The 15,440-nt window shown below is 64.9% G+C and carries 14 protein-coding genes and 1 pseudogene; 4 read left to right on the forward strand and 11 right to left on the reverse strand.

Annotation, left to right across the window (positions count from 1 at the left end):
- The 11 genes and pseudogenes from XF30_RS38840 to XF30_RS04415 form a co-directional block, all read right to left on the reverse strand.
- Positions 1–252 (reverse strand): annotated as a pseudogene (locus XF30_RS38840) (OmpA family protein); the annotation flags it as partial.
- A 184-nt stretch (positions 253–436) separates the two neighbouring features.
- Positions 437–679, reverse strand: a complete 243-nt coding sequence (locus XF30_RS04370; RefSeq protein WP_036002774.1) for a hypothetical protein — start codon at positions 677–679, stop codon at positions 437–439.
- A gap of 82 nt (positions 680–761) precedes the next feature.
- On the reverse strand, positions 762–1,148 hold the full coding sequence (locus XF30_RS04375) for a VOC family protein (RefSeq protein WP_036002763.1): 387 nt from the start codon (positions 1,146–1,148) through the stop codon (positions 762–764).
- A gap of 24 nt (positions 1,149–1,172) precedes the next feature.
- Positions 1,173–1,997, reverse strand: a complete 825-nt coding sequence (locus XF30_RS04380) for an FkbM family methyltransferase (RefSeq protein WP_192893028.1) — start codon at positions 1,995–1,997, stop codon at positions 1,173–1,175.
- 164 nt (positions 1,998–2,161) lie between these two features.
- Positions 2,162–4,108: an ABC transporter ATP-binding protein/permease gene (locus tag XF30_RS04385; RefSeq protein WP_036002757.1), complete on the reverse strand. Its 1,947-nt coding sequence runs from the start codon at positions 4,106–4,108 to the stop codon at positions 2,162–2,164.
- Between the two features lie 54 nt (positions 4,109–4,162).
- Positions 4,163–6,307, reverse strand: coding sequence for a hybrid sensor histidine kinase/response regulator family protein (locus XF30_RS04390; RefSeq protein ID WP_109142021.1), 2,145 nt, complete (start codon positions 6,305–6,307; stop codon positions 4,163–4,165).
- 187 nt (positions 6,308–6,494) lie between these two features.
- The gene (locus XF30_RS04395) at positions 6,495–7,277 is read right to left on the reverse strand and encodes a succinate dehydrogenase iron-sulfur subunit (protein ID WP_036002750.1); all 783 of its coding nucleotides are present in this window, start codon (positions 7,275–7,277) and stop codon (positions 6,495–6,497) included.
- A 42-nt stretch (positions 7,278–7,319) separates the two neighbouring features.
- Positions 7,320–9,155, reverse strand: coding sequence for a succinate dehydrogenase flavoprotein subunit (gene sdhA, locus XF30_RS04400; RefSeq protein ID WP_036002747.1), 1,836 nt, complete (start codon positions 9,153–9,155; stop codon positions 7,320–7,322).
- 3 nt (positions 9,156–9,158) lie between these two features.
- Entirely contained in the window at positions 9,159–9,575 is a 417-nt protein-coding gene (gene sdhD / locus XF30_RS04405) for a succinate dehydrogenase, hydrophobic membrane anchor protein (RefSeq protein WP_036002745.1), read from the reverse strand.
- The gene (gene sdhC, locus XF30_RS04410) at positions 9,572–9,970 is read right to left on the reverse strand and encodes a succinate dehydrogenase, cytochrome b556 subunit (protein ID WP_036024159.1); all 399 of its coding nucleotides are present in this window, start codon (positions 9,968–9,970) and stop codon (positions 9,572–9,574) included. Before sdhC ends, sdhD begins: the two co-directional genes overlap by 4 nt.
- 509 nt (positions 9,971–10,479) lie before the next feature.
- On the reverse strand, positions 10,480–12,009 hold the full coding sequence (locus XF30_RS04415) for a malonate--CoA ligase (protein WP_109142022.1): 1,530 nt from the start codon (positions 12,007–12,009) through the stop codon (positions 10,480–10,482).
- 86 nt (positions 12,010–12,095) lie between these two features.
- On the opposite strand from XF30_RS04415, the gene XF30_RS04420 reads away from it, so the two are divergent.
- The 4 genes from XF30_RS04420 to XF30_RS04435 all read left to right on the forward strand — a co-directional run bounded on the left by XF30_RS04420 (position 12,096) and on the right by XF30_RS04435 (position 15,358).
- On the forward strand, positions 12,096–12,857 hold the full coding sequence (locus tag XF30_RS04420) for an SDR family oxidoreductase (RefSeq protein ID WP_109142023.1): 762 nt from the start codon (positions 12,096–12,098) through the stop codon (positions 12,855–12,857).
- Between the two features lie 341 nt (positions 12,858–13,198).
- Positions 13,199–13,753, forward strand: coding sequence for a fasciclin domain-containing protein (locus XF30_RS04425; RefSeq protein ID WP_109142024.1), 555 nt, complete (start codon positions 13,199–13,201; stop codon positions 13,751–13,753).
- 182 nt (positions 13,754–13,935) lie between these two features.
- A complete protein-coding gene (locus XF30_RS04430) occupies positions 13,936–14,565 on the forward strand; it encodes a cytochrome b/b6 domain-containing protein (protein ID WP_036002769.1) in 630 nt (209 codons plus the stop codon).
- A gap of 10 nt (positions 14,566–14,575) precedes the next feature.
- Positions 14,576–15,358, forward strand: a complete 783-nt coding sequence (locus tag XF30_RS04435; RefSeq protein ID WP_109142025.1) for a molybdopterin-binding protein — start codon at positions 14,576–14,578, stop codon at positions 15,356–15,358.
- Positions 15,359–15,440 lie beyond the last annotated feature (82 nt).

The raw sequence follows: 15,440 nt of genomic DNA on the forward strand, positions 1-15,440 counted from the left end.
CGGAGGAGCTGCAGGCGGCTGGGGCGGTGCAGCCGCCGGCGGCGGAGCCGCGGGGCGTGCGGGTGCTGCAGGCGGCGCCGCGCCTGGCGGTCCCTTCGGCGGCTGCTTCGGTCTTCCGTCAGGGCCCGCGTCCTGCGGCTGGGCCTGAGCGACGACGAACGGCGCAGCGTCTTGCGCATGCGATGCGGTGTTGGCCAATTGCATCGCGGTCAGAGCCGTCGTCGCAAGCAGCACGAAACGAAGGTTGGTCATGTGGTGAACTTCCCCGGAAGGTTCTTTGTCGAAGTGTCGGGATGAACGGCTAAGCGTTAGGCCGCATTGTGGCGGGCGATGCAACTGCGACCCGATTTATTTCTGCACGCAAATCATCTCACTATGGCAACGTTCATTGCGCATTCAGACGCTGGTGGCAATCGCCTGACATTGCTTCGCTGCTTCACGCGTGATCGCGCGGCGGAATCGCATCCGTCGCAGGATTGGGCGTGAGCGGCCCGTTCGGTCCGCGCGATGGGATCTCCTCAGGCATGCGGCCCGGCAATTCGTCGGGCCGCGGCGGCGAGCCGGGCTCGCGCACCGGCGGCGTGATTTCGGGCTGCGGATTGCCGGGCGGGATTCCGGGCGGCGGCTCAGTCGGCGTACCGGGCGTCGACGGCGGAATCTCGGGCGGTTCAATCGGCATCGGCATCATCGGGATCGTTGTCAGAGAACAACAACGAAGGTGCAGCACCGATGTTCCGCGTCACATCGCTTCGGAGACCGGATTATTCCGGCGTGTGGCAGACCGCTTCGATGTTGTGGCCGTCGGGGTCGAGCACGAAGGCGCCGTAATAGTTCGCGTGATAATGCGGGCGGATGCCGGGCGGGCCGTTGTCGCGGCCGCCGGCCGCCATCGCCGTCTTGTAGAACGCATCGACGGTGGCGCGGTCATTGGCGCGGATGGCGACATGCACCGGCTTGTTCATCGCGCCTTCGCCCCCGATCCAGAAATCGGGCTTGCCGTCGGCACCGAAGCCTGCAGCCGCAGCGTGTCCGGTCTGCTCGGCAGTGACCTCCATGATCAGGCTGTAGCCGAGCGGCGCCAGTGCCTTCGCATAGAACGCCTTGGCGCGCTCATAGTCGGAGACGGAGAATCCCAGATGATCGATCATCGCAACCTCCCTTGTTCGTACCCGTCAGCGGGACAAAAACGTATTGCTTCGTGTCTTGCGTGCGATCGTAAAGCCGCGCCCGACCATGTCGGCAATACAATCCTGCTGCCATTCGTTTTGTGACAGATGCTCGATCACCACCGCACGTGGCCAGAGCGATTGCGGCGCGTCGCGGAAGAAGCCGATCAGCACGCGGTCCTCAAAGCCCTCGACGTCGATCTTCAGCGAATCGACTTGGCCGACGCCGGCCTCCTCCAGAATGCGCACCAGGCGCAGCGACGGCACCTTGATGGCCTCGGCACTGGCCGTGCCGGTGACGACGTGGGTGGCGCCGAGATTGCCGCCGCCGCTCTCGATCATCAGCTCGCCGTCGCTGTCGCCGGCGGCGGCCTGCACCAGGCGCACCTGCGGCGTCTTCGATGCGGCGTGGTTGAACGAGAGCCGTCCGAAGGTCAGCGGATGCGGCTCGATCGCCACCACTTGTCCGGATGGCCCGACCTGCCGCGCCATCACCAGCGCAAAGGTGCCGACATTGGCGCCGACATCGACGAACGTGCCGCCCGCAGGGGTGTGCTGGCGCAGGAAGTCGAGCTCGTCGAGATTGTAGTCGGGATTGAACAGCGCGCCGCGCTCGGTCGCGCTGCCCTGGTGATGGAAGCGGAACGAGGCGCCCTGATATTGGACGTCGACCGGGCCGCTGCGCAGCAGGTTGACCAGCCGCGACATCCACGGCCGGAACGCGCCGCGCTTCAGCCCCGATCGTTGAGCGAGGCGGATGATCGCGGCCTGTGCCGCATTGGGCGCAAACGCACCGAACGGCGCGGACGAAGGGGCATTGTCGGACGTCAAGCAGCAGATCCTCGTTGCAGGCGGCGCATGCATAACCGGTTTTGACGAGGACTCCAACTTCAGGTCCGTAGCCCGGATGGAGCGCAGCGAAATCCGGGATTCTTGCTGACGGATAGATCTTTCCGGATTGTGCTGCGCTCCATCCGGGCTACACGCCGCGAACCTCACGCCGCCTTCTTGCGCTGCCGCAAGAACCGCCCCAGCAGCCGGCGCCGGCCCTTGCGCGGAATCAGGTCGATATCGCTGACGAGCTTGGCGCCGCCCTTGCGCCGCTCCAGCACGATCTTGCGGCTGTGGAAAGCCTCCAGCTCGGCGCGATGCGCGACGCTGACGATGGTCGCCTTCGGCAGCGCCTCGGTGATCATCTGCATCATCTTGTCCTGGCTCTTCTCATCGAGCGCCGAGGTCGCCTCATCGAGCACGACGATGTCGGGGTTGTGCAGGAGCAGCCGCGCAAAGGCGAGGCGCTGCTTCTCGCCGCCCGACAAGGTCTGGTCCCACGGTGCCTCCTCCTCGATCTTCTCCTTGAGATGATCGAGGCCGACCTTGTGCAGGGCTGCGCCGATCTCGTCCAAAGTCCAGTGGTCGGCCGCGCCGGGATAGGCGACCGCCCGCCGCAAGGAGCCGGAGGGCACATAGGGCCGCTGCGGCAGCATGAACAGCCGGCGATCGGCATGGAAATTCACGCTGCCGCCGCCCCACGGCCACAGCCCGGCGATGGCGCGCACCAGCGTGCTCTTGCCGGTGCCGGATTCGCCGGCGACCAGCAGCCGCTCGCCGGGCTCGATCACCACCTCGGTCTCGCCGACCACGGCCGTGCCGTCGTCGAGCGTGACCGAGAGATCCTTCAGCTCCAGCATGGCCTCGTTGCTGGTTTCGCCGCGCTTGATGCGGCCGAGGCCGTCGCCCTGCTCGGCGCGCTCGAGGCCGTCGAGCGACATCATCAGCGAGGCGATGCGGCGTGCACAGGCGTTCCAGTCGGCGAGCCGCGGATAATTGTCGACCAGCCAGCCGAACGCGCTCTGCACGATGGTGAAGGCGGACGCGGCCTGCATCACCTGGCCCAGCGTCATGCTGCCGTCGAGGAATTTTGGCGCGCAGAGCAGAAGCGGCACGACCGGCGCAACGAGGCTCGATCCTTGCGACACCAGCGTGGTGCGCATGTGCTGGCCGGCAAGGCGCGCCCATTGCCGCAGCACGCTCGTGAAATTGCGATCGATGCCGTCGCGCTCCTCCTCCTCGCCGCCGAGCAGGGCGATGCTCTCGCCGTTCTCGCGCACGCGCGTCAGGGTGTAGCGGAACTCGGCTTCGGCCTGGTTCTTGCCCTCGGAGACCTGCACGAAGCGCCGGCCGATCACCACGATCGATCCGGATGCGATCGCGGCGTACAGCATCGCGGCGATCACGAGGAAGCCGGGAATGGTCACCGACGAACCGCCGAGCGTGACGGTAAGTGCCCCGCCGATGGTCCAGAGCACGACGATGAAGGTCGCGGCCGACAGCAGCGCCGAAGTCACGCCGGCGAGGAAGTCGACGGGGGAGTCGGTCGCAATCCGCAAATCCTCCGCGATCCGGTATTCGGGATTCTTGTGGTCGCCGCCGACAAGGTTGAGCTGATAGTAGCGCCCGTTCTTGAGCCACCGTGTCAGCACGCTCGCCGTCAGCCAGGCGCGCCAGCGTCGCTGGATGCCCATGCGCGCGAACACCTGCACAACTGCGAGCACGATGCTGCCGATCGCGAGCGGGAAGAACATTGCGGTGAGATGGAAGACGCTCGCCGCATCGCGCTTCTCGATGGCGTCGAAGATCGCGCGATTCCAGACATTGATGCCGTATTGGAAGCCGACGGTCAGCACGATCAGCAGGCCGAGACCAACCGAGAACGGCCAGGCGAGGCGGTCGCCGTTGCGGCCCCAGAAGCCGCGGGCGCTGATCCAGAACCGTGTCAGCAGATAATCCTTGCGGACCTGCTCGGCTGCCTCGGGTGACAATTGGGGGTCGGGTTCGACCAGTTCGGGCGGCGGCGGTGTCACTTCGTCGCCGTTCTCGCCCTGGATGTCGATGATGGGCGGCTTCTTGCCCTTTTCACGCGTCGCGGCCGGCTTGTACATGAGCGGACAACGCCAAGGGAACTCGGCCGGTTCCCACGAGAGTTCCGCGTGCCCCTATTCGGCGGCGCCGTTCCTGACGCGCCGGATCCGCGCCGCCCGATGCAGAACGCGCGACAATTCCTCGATCGTATAAGGCTTTTGCACGAGGTCGCAGCCGCCTGTACCCTCCTGCGACAGGGCCTGGCTGTAGCCGGTGGTCAGCACGACCGGCACGCCGAGGCTGCGCTCGCGGATCGCCTGCGCCAGATCGAGCCCGGTCATGCCGGGCATCACCACGTCCGAGAACACGACATCGAAGCGGTCGGTGTCCACGACGAGCTCGGCGAGCGCGTCGGCCGCGTTGTCGACCAACGTGATGCTGTAGCCGAGCTCGGTGAGCCCGTCGGCGGCGAAGTTGGCCAGCTCGATATTGTCCTCGACCACCAGCACCGACATGCCGCTGCCGGCCACCGCCGGCGCCGTGTTGGGCGCTTGGCGTTGCGGCAGCAGGCCCGGCGGCACGCGCGGCAGATAGAGCGAGAAGGTGCTGCCGTGCCCCACCTCGCTCGTCACGGTCACCTCGCCGCCGGATTGTCGGGCGAAGCCGAACACCTGGGACAGACCGAGGCCGGTGCCGCGGCCGACCTGCTTGGTGGTGAAGAACGGCTCGAAGATGCGGCCGAGCCGCGCGGCGGGAATGCCGACGCCGGTGTCGCTGACGGTGACGCGGACGAAGCCGTGGTCTGGGCTGGCGGAAAGTTGCACCAGCGCGTCCGGAACGGTCGTCGTGGCCTCGACCCTGAAAACGATTCGCCCTTGGCCCTGCATGGCATCGCGCGCATTGGTCGCCATGTTGATCAGGGCCGTCTCGAACTGGCTGGCATCGGCATTGACGAGGCACGGTTCCGCCGGCAGTTGCATGACGATCTCGATCGCGGGGCCCAGTAGCGTGGCGAGCATGTCGTGCAGCGACTGCACCCGTGCGCCGACGTCGAACACCTCCGGCTTGAGGGTCTGGCGCCGCGCAAAGGCGAGCAATTGCGAAGTCAGCTTGGCCGCACGCGCCACCGAATCGGCAATGGCCGTGATGTAGCGTTGTCGCCGCTCCTCCGTCAGCTGCGGACGGTTCAAGAGATCGACCGAAGCACGGATCACCGTCAGGAGGTTGTTGAAGTCGTGCGCGACGCCGCCGGTGAGCTGGCCGAGCGCTTCCAGGCGCTGGCTGTGCTTGAGCGCCTCCTCGGCCTCGCGCCGCCTTGCAGCTTCGGCCTGAAGGTGCTGGGTACGCCGCAGAGCGAGCACCAGCAGCAGGAACAGCAGCGCGGTGGCGGGAATGCCGAACACCAGATGCTGGCCGATGGTGGCGAGCCAGCGTGCGCGGATCGCAGAGGTCTCCAATCCGGCGCTGACATAGATCGGATATTCGGCGACGCGCCGGTAGGCGATGCGCCGCTCGATACCGTCCGAGGGCCAAGCGACCGTGATGAGGCCGTGCACGGGCTGGGTCGCGATCTTCTGGCCCACCGGTCCGGTCGGATCGAGCCGAAGCTCGTGGTCGAGCCGGGGAAAATGCGCGAGCATTGCGCCGTCGGTGCGCCCCATCGCGAAGAAGTTGCCGGGATCGGTGCCGATCCTGGCATAGAAGCTTTCGAAATATTCCGGCAACACGGAGGCCTGGATCACGCCGATGAAGCGACCGTCGTCGGACTCGCGGCGGCGGCTGACGCCGAAGAATCGGGCGCCCTGATAGGGCGGTCGTGGCGTCAGCGCCGTGCCGATGAACGTGCCGATGCTCTGGTCGACATGGGAATAGAAGTAATCGCGGTCGGCAAAGCTCAGGTCCGGCGGCGGCGAGACGAGGCTGTTGACCAGCGCCTTTCCGTTCGCGTCGAAGATCCAGGCCGATTTGAGCTGCGGCAGCGAATCGGTCAGCCGCTTCAGCCGGCGATGCAGCGTCGGCTCGCGCTCGCGGATGATGCCGTCGGGCAGACCGCGCACGACCTCGTTGAGCTCGGCGAGGCTGCGGTCGATGGTCTCGAAGACCTTGAGCGCGTGCTCATGGGCGACATCGACCGTGCGCTCGATCTCGCGGTCGGCGGTATCGTTGGTCGATGTGTAGGAGATCGCGGCGGCGACGACGAACAGCCCAATCGGCAGCGCCAGGGATGCCGCCATCATCCACTGCAACAGCCTCAGCGAGTTGCGTTGCGCCCTCTGCACAGTCGCTCCGTCCCTGACGGGAGCTTAACTGAATCCCGCGCAAGGAAGGAAGCAGCTTGTGCTGGAACCGTTGGTTGCGAGCCGGAAATTTGCGCGTCGAGCGGGTCAGAGAAAAATTCTGCTCGAATTAACGGCAAATGCAGAACACCCCGGCCGGTTTAGCCGGAGCGGCAGGGGGGACTTCGCCTCAGATCTGGCGTTCGACCATCTTGAGCTTGAGCTCGGCGATGGCTTCGGCCGGGTTGAGGCCCTTCGGGCAGGCCTTGGCGCAGTTCATGATGGTGTGGCAGCGATAGAGCCGGAACGGGTCCTCGAGATTGTCGAGCCGCTCGCCGGTGGCCTCGTCGCGCGAATCCGAGACCCAGCGGTTGGCCTGGAGCAGCGCGGCGGGGCCGAGATAGCGCTCGCTGTTCCACCAATAGCTCGGGCAGGAGGTCGAGCAGCAGGCGCAGAGGATGCACTCGTAGAGGCCGTCGAGCTTCTCGCGGTCCTCGTGGCTCTGGCGCCATTCCTTCTGCGGCGTCGGCGAGGTCGTCTTCAGCCAGGGCTCGACCGAGGCGTATTGCGCGTAGAAATTGGTGAGGTCGGGGACGAGGTCCTTCACCACCGGCTGATGCGGCAGCGGGTTGATCTTCACCGCGCCGTCCTTCACGTCGTGCATGGACTTGGTGCAGGCCAGCGTGTTCTGGCCGTCGATGTTCATCGCGCAGGAGCCGCAGACGCCTTCACGGCAGGAGCGGCGGAAGGTCAGCGACGGGTCGATGTGGTTCTTGATCCAGATCAGGCCGTCCAGCACCATCGGGCCGCAATCATTGGTGTCGATGTAATAGGTATCGACGCTTGGATTCTTGCCGTCGTCCGGATTCCAGCGATAGACCTTGAACTCGCGGAGCTCGGTCGCGCCCGGGGGCTTCGGCCAGGTCTTGCCGCCAGTGATCTTGGAGTTCTTCGGAAGTGCGAATTCAACCATTCGATTAAGGCCTTCGCTGTTCGATCAATACACGCGCGACGTTTAGTAAACGCGAGCTTTGGGCGGGATGTACTGCACGTCGTTGGTCATGGTGTAGTTGTGAACCGGGCGATACTCGATCCTGACCTTGCCGGCATCGTCCAGCCAGGCCAGCGTGTGCTTCATCCAGTTCTTGTCGTCGCGCTCGGAGAAGTCCTCGCGGGCATGGGCGCCGCGGCTCTCGGTGCGGTTGGCGGCCGAGTTCATCGTCACCACCGCCTGCGAGATCAGATTGTCGAACTCCAGCGTCTCGACGAGGTCCGAATTCCAGACCAGCGAGCGGTCGGAGACGGCGATGTCGGTGATGCCGCTGTGGACCTTCGCGATCAGGTTCTGGCCTTCGCTCAGCACTTCGCCGGTGCGGAACACGGCGCAATTGTTCTGCATCACGTGCTGCATGCCTTCGCGCAGCTTCGCGGTCGGCGTGCCGCCTGAGGCGTAGCGGTAATGGTCGAGGCGACCGAGCGCCATCTCGGCCGAGTTCGTCGGCAGCTCGGGCTGCTTGGCGTTGGGTGTGAGCTTTTCGGCCAGGCGCAAGGCGGCGGCGCGGCCGAACACGACGAGGTCGATCAGCGAGTTGGAGCCGAGGCGGTTGGCGCCGTGCACGGAGACGCAGGCCGCTTCGCCGATCGCCATCAGGCCGGGGATCACCGCGTTGTCGTCGCCGTCCTTCTTGGTCAGCACCTCGCCGTGATAATTCGTGGGGATGCCGCCCATGTTGTAATGCACGGTCGGCACGATCGGGATCGGCTCGCGCGTCACGTCGACATTGGCGAAGATCTTGGCCGATTCCGAGATGCCCGGCAGGCGTTCGGCGAGCACGGCGGGATCGAGATGGTCGAGATGCAGGAAGATGTGGTCCTTCTTCTTGCCGACGCCGCGTCCCTCGCGGATCTCGATGGTCATCGCGCGCGAGACCACGTCGCGCGAGGCGAGGTCCTTGGCCGACGGCGCATAGCGCTCCATGAACCGCTCGCCTTCGGCGTTGACGAGATAGCCGCCTTCGCCGCGCGCACCCTCGGTGACGAGACAGCCCGAGCCGTAGATGCCGGTCGGATGGAACTGCACGAACTCCATGTCCTGCATCGGCAGGCCGGCGCGCAGCACCATGCCGCCGCCATCGCCGGTGCAGGTGTGCGCCGAGGTGCAGGAGGCATAGGCGCGGCCATAGCCGCCGGTCGCCAGGATCGTGGTCTGGGCGCGGAAACGGTGCAGCGTGCCGTCGTCGAGCTTGAGCGCGATGACGCCGCGGCAGGTGCCCTGGTCGTCCATGATCAGGTCGATGGCGAAGAACTCGATGAAGAACTCGGCCGCGTGGCGCAGCGACTGGCCGTACATCGTGTGCAGCATGGCGTGGCCGGTGCGGTCGGCGGCGGCGCAGGTGCGCTGCGCCTGGGCCTTGCCGAACTCGGTGGTCATGCCGCCGAACGGACGCTGGTAGATCTTGCCGTCCTCGGTGCGCGAGAACGGCACGCCCCAATGCTCGAGCTCGTAGACCGCGTCGGGCGCGTTGCGCACCATGTATTCGATCGCGTCCTGGTCCCCGAGCCAGTCCGACCCCTTCACGGTGTCGTACATGTGCCAGCGCCAGTCGTCCTTGTGCATGTTGCCGAGCGAAGCGGAGATGCCGCCCTGCGCCGCGACCGTGTGCGAACGGGTCGGAAACACCTTGGTGATGCAGGCGGTGCGGAGGCCGGCTTCGCTGCAGCCGACGACGGCGCGCAGGCCGGCACCGCCGGCGCCGACCACGACGACGTCATAGGTGTGGTCTTCGATCGGATAGGCTTTTCCGTTGGTGGCGGGAGCGCCGTTGCCCTTGCCATTGGTCTCAGCGGCCATGGGTTACACTCCGGAAGAAAGCTTCAGGATCGCGTAGGTCGAGGCGAGCGCCACGGCGACCGAGAAGAAATTGTTGAGCATGATCGCGGTGAGCTTGAGCTTCTCGTTATGGACGTAGTCCTCGATCACCACCTGCATGCCGATCTTCATGTGCCAGGCGCTGGCGAAGATGAAGAGGAGCAGGATCACCGCAACGGGAATGGAGCTCAGGGTCTGCGCCGCGTAGACCTGGTTGCGGCCGAGCAGCATCATGATAATGACCAGCGCCGGGATCATCAGCAGCGTCATGGCGACGCCGGTGATGCGCTGGCGCCAGAAATCGGACGTGCCGGAATGCGCGGCGCCGAGATTGCGGACGCGGCCGAGCGGGGTGCGCATCGAGGGACGCTTCGGAGAGCCGTGGGATTCGTCAAAGCTCATCGGCCGCCTCCGTTTGCATAGGCGATGATCCAGATCAGCACCGTCAGTGCGATGCCGCCGACCAGGGCGCCCCAGGTCAGCGCTTCGCGCTCGTTGGCCTTGAAGCCGTAGCCGAGATCCCAGACGAAATGCCGGATGCCGCTGAGCATGTGGTGCATCAGGGCCCAGGTGTAGCCGAACACAATCAGCCGGCCGATGATGCTGCTGGAGAAAGCCTGGACATGGGCATAGGCGGCCGGGCCGGAGGCCGCCGCAACCAGCCACCAGACCAGCAGCAGGGTTCCGACGTAAAGGGCGATACCGGTGGCGCGGTGCACGATGGATAGAGCCATCGTCAGCGTCCAGCGATAGGTTTGGATGTGCGGCGAAAGCGGTCGTTCGATCCGTGCGGTCATGGGCGGCTTTTGATGTTTGTTGCGGCCCAGCATGGGGCGCGCGGGGATCGCGAAAGGTGGGCTCTATTTACGGAGTCGATCTGGCCTGCGCAATCACCAAATCGCCATAAACCGAACTGTGGTTCAGCTCTATGGCCTTGATGAACCAAGGCCAATCAGGGTCTTGGTATACCAGCCTATCGGTCCGCCAACGAACATAGGAATCCAAATTCATCTCTTTGGCGCGAGCGTACGGCGCATTGAAATCGCTATTGGAACGCCTCTAAGCCGCCTTGAGCCCGTGCGGCCGCAACGTGCGAGGGGACGATGCCGAGGGTAAACCGTCCCGGCTGCGACCCACCGCGACTCCCGGCACGCGCACCGGTTCCCGCGCTCCGGGCGGATATGCGCACCCTGCATTCCACCCCAGCCCGACCGTGCGACGTGTCAGGTGCTATCTGTTGGTCTCGGCCGCCGGCTTGCTTCGTCGCAAGAGCTCCTCGCAATGACGCCGACAGAGCGGAGCTCTCTCACTTCTTCGCGTAAATATCCTTGTACGTTTCGCGCAGCACGTTCTTCTGCACCTTGCCCATCGTATTGCGCGGTAGCTCGTCGACCACGAAGACCCGCTTCGGCATCTTGAATTTCGCGAGGCGCCCGTCGAGGCCCTTCAGCACGGCCGCTTCATCGATGCTCGCGCCGGGCTGGCGCACCAGCACCGCGGTGACGCCCTCGCCGAAATCGGCGTGCGGCACGCCGATCACGGCCGACTCCACCACGCCAGGCATGGCATCGATCTCGCTCTCGATCTCCTTCGGGTAGACGTTGAAGCCGCCGGAGATCACGAGATCCTTGCCGCGTCCGAGGATGTGCACGTAACCCTTGGCGTCGATCTTGCCGAGATCGCCGGTGATGAAGAAGCCGTCGGGCCGGAATTCGGCCTTGGTCTTCTCCGGCATGCGCCAATAGCCCTTGAAGACGTTCGGCCCCTTCACCTCGATCATGCCGATTTCGTCGCGCGGCAGCTCTTTCGCTGTCTCGGGATCGGTCACGCGCACGGAGACGCCCGGCAGCGGAAAGCCGACTGCGCCGGGCACGCGCTCGCCGTCATACGGGTTCGACGTGTTCATGTTGGTCTCGGTCATGCCGTAGCGCTCGAGCACGGCATGTCCCGTGCGCGCCGACCATTCGCGATGGGTGTCGGCGAGCAGCGGCGCCGAGCCCGAGATGAACAGCCGCATGTGCTTCGTCGTCTCATGCGACAGCGCAGGGTTCTGCAGCAGGCGGGTGTAGAAGGTCGGCACGCCCATCAACACCGTGGCGCGCGCCATCAGCTTGATGATCAGGTCCGGATCGAGCTTCGGCAGGAAGATCATCGACGCCCGGGCGAACAGCGTCACGTTGGTCGCCACGAACAGGCCGTGGGTGTGGTAGATCGGCAGCGCGTGGATCAGGACGTCCTTGTCGGTGAAGCGCCAATAGTCGACGAGCGAGAGCGAGTTCGACGCGAGATTGTCATGCGTCAGCATCGCGCCCTTGGAGCGGCCGGTGGTACCCGAGGTGTAGAGGATCGCGGCAAGATCGTCGCTTTCACGCGGCACCGTCGTGAATTCGCGGCTCGCTTTGTCGGCGGCCTCCGTCAGCGAGCCCTTGCCGTCAGCCCCGAGCGTCTCGACCTTCGCCCTCACCTTGCCTGCGATCGGCGCGAGCCCCTCCGCCTTGGCGGGATCGCAGACCACCAGCGACGGCTCGGCATCGCCGATGAAGTAGTCGAGCTCGTTCAGCGTATAGGCCGTGTTCAGCGGCAGATAGACCGCGCCGGCGCGCACCGTGCCGAGATACAGCACGATATTGGCGACCGACTTCTCCACCTGTACCGCGACGCGGTCGCCCGGCTTCACGCCGCGCGCGACCAGCACGTTCGCCATCTGGCCCGCGCGCGCGATCAGATCGCCATAGCTGATATGGGCGCCGTCATGCGTCTCGATCGCGAGCCGCTTCGGATCGGCGAGGCCCTCGAACAGGCGGGAAAACAAATTGGCGTTGGCAGCTTGGTTCATGCAACATTCCTCGCCGGCACAGGCCGGTCAAAACCGCGGGCTGGATTAGCAAAAACCGCCCCGATCAAGCAACGGAGACAGTTTGCATGTCAAAAAGCGGGAAACGCGTGGCCTGGGTCACGGGTGGCGGCAGCGGGATCGGGGAGGCCGGCGCCGAGGCGTTAGCTGCCGACGGCTGGACGGTGGTGGTGTCCGGACGGCGGCAATCAGCCCTGGACGCCGTGGTGGCGAAGATCAGCAGTGCAGGTGGCGCGGCCGAGGCCATTGCGCTCGACGTCGCCAACGCGGCCGCAGCCCAGAAGGCGGCCGACCAGATCGTCGCGAAGCACGGCCGCATCGACCTGCTCGTCAACAATGCCGGCATCAATGTCCCCAAGCGCAGCTGGAAGGACATGGAGCTGGAGGGCTGGGACAGACTGGTCCAGGTCAATCTCAACGGCGTGCTTTATTGCATGCGCGCCGTGCTGCCGACGATGCGCCAGCAGCAGGACGGTTCCATCATCAACGTCTCGTCCTGGGCCGGCCGTCACGTCTCGAAGATGCCGGGTCCGGCCTACACCACCACCAAGCACGCGGTGCTGGCGCTGACCCATTCCTTCAACATGGACGAATGCGTCAACGGCCTGCGCGCCTGCTGCCTGATGCCGGGCGAGGTGGCGACGCCGATCCTGAAGCTGCGACCGGTGGTGCCGAGCGAAGCCGAGCAGGCGAAGATGCTGCAGCCCGAAGATCTCGGCCGTACCATCGCCTTCATCGCGAGCATGCCGGCGCGGGTCTGCATCAACGAAGTGCTGATCAGCCCGACGCATAATCGCGGGTTCATTCAGACGCCGAACAACAGGGATTGAGGCGAGGACACTGCCTCAACGGGTACGCCGTCGCAGGATGGGCAAAGGCGCGAAGCGCCGTGCCCACCATCTCTCTCCGCATTTGCGTTTGGTGGGCACGCTTCGCTTTGCCCACCCTACTGCTTCGCTACGCTTGTCCGGGTGCTCTCGTTCGCACACGAAGATCCCCGCCGATAGTTTCACCCATCACAAAGAATTTTTCCTCGAAACCGCACCTGAAACCCTCCCGTAGTTCGGTCCAACGACGGCACTGCTGCATCACCCTTAACTGTCGCAGGCGCCGTTGTTGCTCAACTCAACGCCGGCCAACGCCGGTCTCAATTCAATCGGGAGACTCTCTCATGTCGAAGCGCATTGCCTATCTCGCTGCCGCCGCCTTCAGCGCCATGGCCCTCACCGCGACCGTCGTCGCGCCCGCCAGTGCCGAGGAAAAGACCGTCATGGTCGGCGGCGCCGCGATGTACCCGTCCAAGAACATCGTCCAGAACGCGGTCAACTCCAAGGATCACACCACGCTGGTGGCGGCGGTGAAGGCGGCCGGCCTGGTGCCGACGCTCGAAGGCAAGGGCCCGTTCACGGTGTTCGCGCCGACCAACGCCGCCTTCGGCAAGCTGCCGGCCGGCACCGTCGACAACCTGGTCAAGCCCGAGAACAAGGCAGCGCTGACCAAGATCCTCACCTACCATGTCGTGCCCGGTAAGCTCGCGGCTTCCGACCTCACCGACGGCAAGAAGCTGAAGACCGCCGAAGGCGAGGAGCTGACGGTGAAGAAAATGGACGGCAAGGTCTGGATCGTCGACGCCAAGGGCGGCACCTCGATGGTGACGATCACCAACGTCAACCAGTCGAACGGCGTGATCCATGTGGTCGATACCGTGCTGATGCCGGCGACGTAACACCGCGCGATCCTGTTTCATCCCCGAACAGGACGTCCTCAGACCGCGAGCCGGGGATACCCGGCTCGCTCTTTTGTGACCACAATAGCCTCACGACATCGATTCGATGGCGAACGGGATGTAACGAAAGCCGAAACACCGGCGTATAATCGCTGTCACACGACCTCAGGATGGAACCCGCCATGGCGAGCCTCACAGTCACTGACGAGCAGGTCACGGCCACCAAGTCCAAAGTGATCCAGCCGGCCTGGGTGCGGGTCATGCATTGGATCAACGCGCTCGCCATGATCCTGATGATCCTGTCGGGCTGGCAGATCTACAACGCCTCGCCGCTGTTCGACTTCCGCTTTCCGCGCGAGTACACGCTGGGCGGCTGGCTCGGCGGCGGCCTGCTCTGGCATTTTGCGGCGATGTGGCTGCTGATGATCAACGGCCTCGCCTATCTCGTCACCGGCATCGCTACCGGCCGCTTCCGCAAGAAGCTGCTGCCGATCACGGCATCAGGCGTGCTCCACGACGTCAGGGCGGCGCTGACCTTCAAGCTCGGCCATGACGATCTCACCGTCTACAATTACGTGCAGCGGCTGCTCTATGCCGGCATCATCGTGGTCGGCGTGCTGATCGTGCTGTCGGGCCTTGCGATTTGGAAGCCCGTTCAGCTTTATTATCTCGTGATGCTGTTCGGCGATTATCCGGCCGCGCGCTATGTCCACTTCTTCTGCATGGCCGCGATCTGCGCGTTTCTGGTCGTCCACGTCTTGCTTGCGCTGCTCGTGCCGAAGAGTCTGCGCGCGATGATCATCGGTCGCTGAGGAGGAGAATATGGCGAAGCGCCCGTTCCTGATTCCCGGCGTCGACAAGCGGCTCCTGATCAAGGATTCCCTCAAGACGATGCCAGACGTCACCCGCCGCCGCTTCATTGCGGGCGGCGCCAGCCTGGGCGCACTGACGCTGCTCAGCGGCTGCGACGTGATCGACTCGTCCTCGGCCGAGACCATGCTGGCGAAGGTCTCGAAGTTCAACGACGCGGTGCAGGCCTGGATGTTCAATCCCGACGCGCTGGCGCCGACCTTCCCCGAAAGCGCGATCACCAAGCCCTTCCCGTTCAACGCCTATTACGATCTCGACGACGCGCCCGATATCTCGGCCGCGGATTGGAAGCTCGAGGTGCGCGGCCTCGTCGACAACAAAAAGTCCTGGACGCTGGACGAGCTCTACAAGCTGCCCCAGGTCACGCAGATCACGCGCCATATCTGCGTCGAGGGCTGGAGCGCGATCGGCAGCTGGACCGGCACGCCCTTGCGCGATTTCCTCAAGCTGATCGGCGCCGACACGCGCGCGAATTATGTCTGGTTCCAGTGCGCCGACAAGGACGGCTACAATTCACCGCTCGACATGCGCAGCGCGCTGCATCCGCAGACCCAGATGACGTTCAAATACGCAAACGAGATCCTGCCGCGCGCCTACGGCTTTCCGATGAAGATCCGCGTGCCGACCAAGCTCGGCTTCAAGAACCCGAAATACGTGGTCTCGATGGAAGTCACCAACGATTACAAGGGCGGCTATTGGGAAGACCAGGGGTATAATTCGTTCAGCGGGAGCTAGCTCCGCTGTCGTAGGGTGGATTAGCCGAGCGGCTGCGCGAAGCGCAGTCGGTGGGCGTAATCCACCATACTTCCGCAGTTGC

The organism is Bradyrhizobium sp. SUTN9-2 (assembly GCF_003122645.1).
In the GTDB taxonomy this organism is placed as follows: Bacteria; Pseudomonadota; Alphaproteobacteria; order Rhizobiales; family Xanthobacteraceae; genus Bradyrhizobium; species Bradyrhizobium yuanmingense.